General features: G+C 42.7%; 8 protein-coding genes. 4 read left to right on the plus strand and 4 right to left on the minus strand.

The genetic code is table 11. The annotated features are described in order from the left end of the window. Positions 1-685: 685 nt before the first annotated feature. From ACYVRA_RS05295 to ACYVRA_RS05310, 4 genes are all read right to left on the minus strand, one after another. Positions 686-1,666 (minus strand): metal ABC transporter substrate-binding protein, encoded by a 981-nt coding sequence (locus tag ACYVRA_RS05295; protein WP_461251708.1) that lies wholly within the window; start codon positions 1,664-1,666, stop codon positions 686-688. 12 nt (positions 1,667-1,678) lie between these two features. Beyond that, complete coding sequence (locus ACYVRA_RS05300) at positions 1,679-2,470, minus strand: hypothetical protein (protein ID WP_461251709.1); 792 nt, start codon at positions 2,468-2,470, stop codon at positions 1,679-1,681. Between the two features lie 85 nt (positions 2,471-2,555). Next, entirely contained in the window at positions 2,556-2,882 is a 327-nt protein-coding gene (locus tag ACYVRA_RS05305) for a hypothetical protein (protein ID WP_461251710.1), read from the minus strand. Between the two features lie 167 nt (positions 2,883-3,049). After that, positions 3,050-3,553, minus strand: coding sequence for a hypothetical protein (locus ACYVRA_RS05310; RefSeq protein ID WP_461251711.1), 504 nt, complete (start codon positions 3,551-3,553; stop codon positions 3,050-3,052). Between the two features lie 214 nt (positions 3,554-3,767). Between ACYVRA_RS05310 and ACYVRA_RS05315 the strand changes: the two genes are divergently transcribed. The 4 genes from ACYVRA_RS05315 (at position 3,768) to ACYVRA_RS05330 (ending at position 6,617) form a co-directional block, all read left to right on the plus strand. Then, positions 3,768-4,349, plus strand: a complete 582-nt coding sequence (locus tag ACYVRA_RS05315) for a hydrolase (protein ID WP_461251712.1) — start codon at positions 3,768-3,770, stop codon at positions 4,347-4,349. Between the two features lie 97 nt (positions 4,350-4,446). Beyond that, a complete protein-coding gene (locus ACYVRA_RS05320; RefSeq protein ID WP_461251713.1) occupies positions 4,447-4,860 on the plus strand; it encodes a DUF3842 family protein in 414 nt (137 codons plus the stop codon). A 1-nt stretch (position 4,861) separates the two neighbouring features. After that, entirely contained in the window at positions 4,862-5,704 is an 843-nt protein-coding gene (gene larE / locus ACYVRA_RS05325) for an ATP-dependent sacrificial sulfur transferase LarE (protein ID WP_461251714.1), read from the plus strand. A 13-nt stretch (positions 5,705-5,717) separates the two neighbouring features. After that, positions 5,718-6,617, plus strand: coding sequence for a hypothetical protein (locus tag ACYVRA_RS05330; RefSeq protein WP_461251715.1), 900 nt, complete (start codon positions 5,718-5,720; stop codon positions 6,615-6,617). The last annotated feature ends 92 nt before the right edge of the window (positions 6,618-6,709 follow it).

A 6,709-nucleotide genomic window follows, 5' to 3' on the forward strand; every position in this document is an offset into this window, starting at 1 on the left:
CGGCCCCCTAAAGGCGGCCTTGCTTTTATTGGGGACTGCGGCATTTTTTGGTGCTCTCAGCGTGCGGCATTAATTATCCACACGGCTACGCCGTGCGTTTATTTGGCTGTGAGCCTTTCGGCGACTAGATAGCGTAGTTAGAAAGCTTTATCTAGGGTTTGTCGCCGAACGTTTTTTCTCTGAATTTTCTTTGTTTTATTCCAAAGTCTCTCCGGCGGGGAACGCCCGAAAGATGTTTTTACATCGCACGCAGCCTGCCCGCCTGTACTCAAGGATTTTATTCGGCATACATCTTCAAGCGCTAATAGGCATTTTCCCACTGCGCCCATTCCCCATATTTAGCGTACCCTGCAAGGCAAGGTACGCTATGAAAAAGTGGTAACAGTTACCTTTACGTCTCCAGCTATTTACCACTAGAAGATGTATGTCTAAACCCCAAATACTGAAAAAAATCTCTCGCTAGGTAAAAGCCGGGCATACGCAAAGCCCTGCCGGGGGCGCACGGTGTGGATCGCCTACCAGGCCACGCCAGAGCGTGCGTCAATTAATGCCACAGCCGTCTAGCCCCCGGCAGGGCTTTGCGTATGCCCGGCTTTTATATAGAGTGATAATATTTTTCGCTATTAATTTCTTTAGACATACATCGTTTTTGCCGTTGCACACAATGTACAACGGCGTGATTTTTTCAATACAACGCTTGCCGCAGATTCTCAGCATTACCGCGCATGAAGTCAAGGTAACCCAAGCCAGCGTCAAAATCCTTTTTTGAAACATTATGGCAGGCATGAAGAAGAAGTTTTTTTGCGCCGGTTTCTTTGCTAATCGCGTCCGCCATTTTCTCGTTTGAAAGCTCTATATGAAACACGACAGGTATCTGTTCGCTTCTGATCTTGTTAATTAAAAAAGCGACAGTACCTGCGCTTGCTTCCGTCTCGGTGGAACAACCGGGGAAAGCGGCATAATATGTCAGCCCGTATGCGTTGGCAAAATAGCGAAAGGGGAAACGGTCGCCAAAGACAATTGTCTTTCGTTTTGCGCCGGCGACAATTTTGGTAAACTCAGCGTCAAGGTCTTCCAAAGATTTAATGTAATCGGAAGAATTTTGCCTGTAAAAAGCAGCGTTGTCGGGATCAGTTTCGCATAACAAATCTGTTATGCGTTTAACAATCAGTATCGCGTTGCGGGGAGAAGTCCACACATGCTCGTCATATTCAATTTCCTTTACTTGGCTCTTTTTAGAACGCCCCGTAATGAAGTTAAAGAAACGGGCTATATATCCGCCTCGCTTTACAGGCTCTTGCTCTTCTTCCATTCCTTCGACAGTTTCCTCTTCTACGACATCAACCGATTCCATCATCGCGTAAACTTTTTTGTTTTTTGTGTTCATGGATTTGAGAATACGATCCACCCATGCGTCTCCGCCGCCGCCCACATGGATAAAAATGTCGCTTTTTTGCACGGTGATAATATCCCTGGGCGAAGGCTCAAAAGAATGGCTTTCCGCTCCTGGCGGCAGCAGCATGTTCAGATTTACCCTGTCCTTCGCGATTTGCCTGACAAAATCATAGGCCGGAAAAGTCGTTGTTGTTACGATTATTTTATCTTTCGCGCTTACTGCGGATAAAACAGCGGCAAATGTAATAATAAAAAATAGTTTTCTTTTCATGATAATCTCCTTTTAAAAATTAAACCTGACTCCGATTCCCGGGGCGATGTGCACTTCATCGGTGCCAATCCCTTCAAATGTGCAATTAGCATATAACGAGAATTGTTTGATGGGTAATACATAAGAAATGACAGCGTCAACGCCGTCAAAACCGGATTCAGGCGATATTAAAAAATGCGCGGTGCAATTTATTCCCAGACCAAATTTGCTTTCCCACCCTATAGTACCGTCAATGCCAACGCCAAATTCTTCCGGTCGGTAGGAAATATATTGAAGTGGAACTCCGCATTGAAGATAGATATCGCCAAAATTTAAACCCCAGTTTAATTTGATACCGGGCGTTAATACGCCTTCTTGGTTATTTGCGCCATCTTCTCTTGGAACAAGATAAAAATCGTGGTCAATTTCCAGAGAAAAAGACAAAGTGGTAAAATAGTCTAAAATTATGTTAAAAGTCAATCCAGCGTTCAGGCAAATCACGTGTTGGTATTCTCCCGCGTGGGCTTCCTCGAATTCTTCAAAATCCTCAAGGTCATCCTCAAGCTCAACAAACTTGCCCGGTATAAGGGCGGGAAGGTAACTTGCCCCAAACTCGAAATCTAACTTGTCGTCAAAAAAACTTTCGCTGTAAGAGAGCGAAACTTCGGCATTAGGAATGAATTCTCCTTCATCTGCATGTATATGTGCGCCAAAACCTAATCCCACAGACAAGCCGCCTTCATCGCCGCCGCCGCCGTGGGAACCGTGCGCCATTGCAAAATTTGTAACAATGAGCGCTAAAAATAGAGCCATTATGCTCCTCATAAATACCTCCTAAAAATTACATATATCTCCTGAATTAAAATTTGAGGAAATGTGTTTGTTGTTAAATTGTTTTAAGAGGTATATATCAACAATTGAATTTTACTTTTAACATGATAGGATTTAACGGATAAAAAAACTGTTGCGGTTTTTCAAAAGAAAGGCTATAAAAAACAACGCCCATTATGGCTATGAAAACGCCAAGCCTGCCAAACGCTTCTATAATTCTAATAGCTATTTGTATTTCAATACAAATACGGCAATTATCACTATTAGGGACATGATGGCCATTAACATCAACATGTGCATGGTCATGTTCCACAATGACAAAAACACCCGCAAAAGCGACGGCTGCCGCAAGCCAAGCGGTCGCTATAATGTTGAGGAGGACTGTTTTTCGCGGTAAATTTGCCATAGGGTATTTTATATCATGGATGGAAAAATATGTAAAGGAAGGGGGAGAATTAACAGCTCTTTTAATTTTTTAAATAAATTAAATATTTAGCGGAAACCCATAAAATATGTGGTAGCTATTAGTACACGCTCCGTGTCTGATGTTGGAGCGTGTACCTTATGAAGATTTTATTTAAACCAGAATTCTAATTCAAAGGTTGCGCCAGCGTATACCGTCATTGCGAAGGTAATCGCGGATTTATCAGCAATATCATCAGGTAATGTAAAAACCAGTTCTTCACCTTCGGTAAAGGGGCCGTCTATCAATTTGTCCATAGTCTTTTTTCCAGATGCCGGGTCGGGGTCTAAAAATCCTTTGGGCATGTTTGGACTGCCAAATGTGATACCAAACATTTTACCGTGATCCCAGCGGAACCTGCCTTCCATAGAGCGGACTTTGACAATTAGAGTTTTCTGCTTAGCATAAGGAATGTCTCTGAACATAACCGCGTCCAAATCTATGCGATTACCGCTTACTTTTAAAATATTAGGCGCGGTTACGACGCACTTAATACCTTTTCCAAAAGAGCCGCTCATTTCTTTCGGTAATTTAACCGGAGTTCTTTCTTGTGCAAAAAGAGCCGATCCAATTACAACCGTCAAAAGAAACGTTACCAGAAAAAATTTCTTCATAAAATCCTCCAAATAATAGATTAATATAAGTATATCACTTGTTTTCCAAAATGTCAACAAATCTTTTCGGTAACATTTCTATTTGAGGCAACTCAGAGGCATTTCGCTGGACGATTTTACCGCGTATTACAGCGGAGCTAAAAATCCATCTTTTATAAAAGCCTCTAAGGCGGCATAGGTTGTATCTTTTATTTTAAAATATTATTCTTAAACTATGAATGCGGGTATTAACAGACAGCAGGCGTGGGAACTGCTTACAAAGTACAATAAAGACTCTTTTCATTTACAGCACGCTTTGACTGTGGAAGGCGTGATGAAGTGGTTTGCCGCCGATCAGGGGTATGGCGAAGAAGCGGATTTTTGGGCGATTGCCGGTCTGTTACACGATATTGATTTTGAACAATTTCCACAGGAACACTGCGTAAAAGCGAAAGAACTGTTGCGTTCCGGCGGCGCAAGCGATGAATTGATACACGCCGTTTGCAGTCATGGGTACGGGCTTACTGTCGTGGACGATAAACCGGAACACGTCATGGAAAAGGTACTCTATGCCTGTGACGAATTGACAGGGCTTATCTGGGCAGTCGCTATTATCAGACCTTCAAAAAGCGTTATGGATATGGAAGTAAAATCGGTCAAAAAGAAATATAAAACTCCCGCTTTTGCCGCAGGTTGTTCCCGAAAAGTAATTGAAGACGGAGCCGCCCTCTTGGGGTGGGAACTTGATACGTTAATAGAAAAAACTTTAACAGCGATGAAAAGTTGCGAGGCTGAAGTTTCTGCGGCGCTTGCCTGACCACTAAAAATACTAAAAAATAAATATATTGTGAAAATGTTAATTTGTATTTTTAGTGGTCAGGTTATAGTATACTGTTTAAACAGGGAGTAATCGCATGAATATTCTGGTAATAGACGGCATGGGCGGCGGCATTGGCAAGTCAATAATTGAGCGTATTAAAAGCGAATTCGCGGGCGCTGTAATTACGGCGGTAGGGACAAATTCAATCGCTACATCGGCTATGCTTAAAGCGGGAGCGGATTATGGCGCGACGGGAGAAAACGCCGTGGTTTTTAACTGTACAAAAGCCGACATTATTATCGGTGTAACTGGAATTGTTTTTGCAAACGCGATGCACGGCGAAATAAGCCCCAAAATGGCGGAAGCGGTCTCCTCAAGCCCCGCGCACAAAATATTGTTGCCGCTAGACAAATGCAATGTAACAATCATGGGTGTTGACAGCAAGCCCATTCAAGCGTATATAAATGAAATTGCCGCCTTATTAAAAACAAGCGGTAAGGACAAATAAAGTGGAAGAAGCGTCCCTCATTTTTCAGAAGCATGAAAAGTTAAAACAGTATTTGCGCGAACTTGAAAGCGTGGCAATTGCGTTTTCAAGCGGCGTTGACTCAACCTTCCTGTTAAAAACAGCGCATGATGTTTTGGGAGACAAAGTTATCGCCGTTACAGCGCGTTCATGTTCTTTCCCCGAGCGCGAATTAAAAGAGGCGGTCTCATTTTGCGAGAGTGAAAATATCCGTCATATTATCTGTGATTCCGAAGAACTTAATATAGAAGGCTTTGCACAAAATCCGGCGAACCGTTGTTATTTGTGTAAAAACGAATTGTTTACAAAAATTTGGGCGGTTGCCCGAGAGCATGGCATAGAGAATGTCGCCGAAGGCTCCAACCTTGATGATAATGGCGATTACCGTCCGGGGCTGACGGCGGTTACGGAACAGGGCGTAAAAAGCCCGCTACGTTACGCGCGACTTACAAAGGAAGAAATACGCTTCCTTTCAAAAAACATGGGATTGCCGACATGGGACAAGCAGTCCTTCGCCTGCCTTTCCTCACGCTTTCCTTACGGCGAATCTATCACGCCTGAAAAATTGGGAATGATAGACAAGGCTGAACAGCTTTTGCTGGACATGGGGTTAAGGCAGGTAAGGGTGCGTCATCACGGAAACCTTGCCCGTATCGAAACCGACGAGGACGGTTTTTTGATATTGACTGATAGAAAAAACAGGGAAAATATTTACACGCAGTTAAAACAGTACGGCTTTACTTACATAGCGGTAGATTTGTTAGGGTATCGGACTGGAAGCATGAATGAAACTCTTGCCCTCAATAAAACTTTTGAGTATATTTAAATAGAGGGTAAAAATGCCGACTAAAACAGCAGTAAAAAAGACAGTACGAAAAGGCTCGCAAACCGCCAAAAAGTCCGCAAATAAAGCGTCCAAAAAGGTTACATGGGACGATATACAGGAAGGTTTCAGAGAACTTGAAAAATCTCAAAAAGAAGCATGGGCGGCAATACGAGAAACCCAACAAGCAACTCAAAAAGCCAAAGATGAAGCATGGGCGGCAATACGGGAAACCCAACAAGCCCAAAAAGAAGCTGAAAATGCCCGTATAGAAGCTGAAAAAGCCCGTATAGAAGCTGAAAAAACGACTCAAAAAGCCAAAGACGAAGCATGGGCGGCAATACGAGAAACCCAACAAGCACACAAGGAAACAGAAAAAGCCAATATAGAATCTAATTTAAGGATCGAAAAAGCCATGCTAGAATTGAAAGAAGGCTCTAAAGAATTACAAAAAGGCTCTAAAGAAATGCAAAAAGCCGTGAAAGATACCCAAAAAAACATCGGCGGTCTTAACAACACATTAGGCTCTATTGCAGAACACATATTGACCCCAGGACTGCCTCAAAAATTTAAAAAGATTGGCTATTCCTTTAACCGCATAGCCACATATAAATTCGCGGAAGGCGTTTACGCCCAAATTGACGGTATGCTTGAAAACGGCGAACTTGCAATAGCGGTAGAAGTAAAAGTTACTCTTCGTAAAGCGGATATAGACGACCATCTTTTACGCATGGAAAAAATACGCAAACACGCCAATGAACACGGGGACAAACGCCAATTCATGGGAGCGATGGCATCTACCATTACAGACGATTCCAATAGGAATTATGCCCTAAAAAAGGGGCTTTTTGTCATTGAACCGAGCGGCGAAGATGTCAAAGTTTTCAAACCTGATGGTGAACCAAGGGTTTGGTAATATCATAAAAATAAAAAAATAATCAATATTTTACTTGACAAACACGCCAAAAAACCGCAAAAAACTCTTAATGGGGCAAAAAGTCGCTATTA

It is taken from the genome of Treponema sp. R8-4-B8 (genome assembly GCF_054786175.1).

Excerpts from the sequence above, each read along its gene's own strand:
- ACYVRA_RS05295 (WP_461251708.1), bottom strand. The coding sequence starts at position 1,666 with ATGAAAAGAAAACTATTTTTTATTATTACATTTGCCGCTGTTTTATCC.
- ACYVRA_RS05300 (WP_461251709.1), bottom strand. The coding sequence starts at position 2,470 with ATGAGGAGCATAATGGCTCTATTTTTAGCGCTCATTGTTACAAATTTT.
- ACYVRA_RS05305 (WP_461251710.1), bottom strand. The coding sequence starts at position 2,882 with ATGGCAAATTTACCGCGAAAAACAGTCCTCCTCAACATTATAGCGACC.
- ACYVRA_RS05310 (WP_461251711.1), bottom strand. The coding sequence starts at position 3,553 with ATGAAGAAATTTTTTCTGGTAACGTTTCTTTTGACGGTTGTAATTGGA.
- ACYVRA_RS05315 (WP_461251712.1), top strand. The coding sequence starts at position 3,768 with ATGAATGCGGGTATTAACAGACAGCAGGCGTGGGAACTGCTTACAAAG.
- ACYVRA_RS05320 (WP_461251713.1), top strand. The coding sequence starts at position 4,447 with ATGAATATTCTGGTAATAGACGGCATGGGCGGCGGCATTGGCAAGTCA.
- ACYVRA_RS05330 (WP_461251715.1), top strand. The coding sequence starts at position 5,718 with ATGCCGACTAAAACAGCAGTAAAAAAGACAGTACGAAAAGGCTCGCAA.